Here is a 506-nt window from a genome sequence, read left to right on the forward strand (position 1 = left end):
CTTTCATTCATTGTTCATGATATGGAAATTAAATGAATAAACTGAATTTCAATATTTTTATGGAATGAGAGGTGGAGCTTGCGGAGGAGGAATATAGTAATCAGCACACCAATAAAACTGGATCTGATATCTAGAAACAATATAAGTACTTAGCTGCTTGAGCAAAACCAGAATGAATAATAGGCAAATCCCAGAAAATAAGACCAAGAGACCTCCACTTAACCCATGTGAACACAATGGGCAGTCTTTCATGATCTTCTCGGCGATCTTTTCTGTGCTATCAGACTGTTCTTTCTTTTGAGTCAACATCTCAACTTTATGATGATGTTGATTCATCTCTGCTTGAGGCATGTCCATTGTTTGCCCAGCAAGCATATGACAATGCTCAGACATTCCATAAACTGCAGGTGCCCAACCAAGATTCATGATGGTTGGTAGCAGTAAATGCCAACAAAGACAAACGAGAGCAATTATCGCAATCCTAGTATGCTTTGTTTGTTGTTGGG

1 protein-coding gene is annotated in these 506 nt (G+C 38.5%); it reads right to left on the reverse strand.

Annotation, left to right across the window (positions count from 1 at the left end; all coding sequences use genetic code 11):
* Positions 1–57: 57 nt before the first annotated feature.
* On the reverse strand, positions 58–506 hold a 449-nt coding region (locus tag ACX1N5_RS15730), incomplete at its 5' end, for a hypothetical protein (protein WP_458803583.1).

It is taken from the genome of Acinetobacter sp. ANC 4636 (assembly GCF_054454555.1).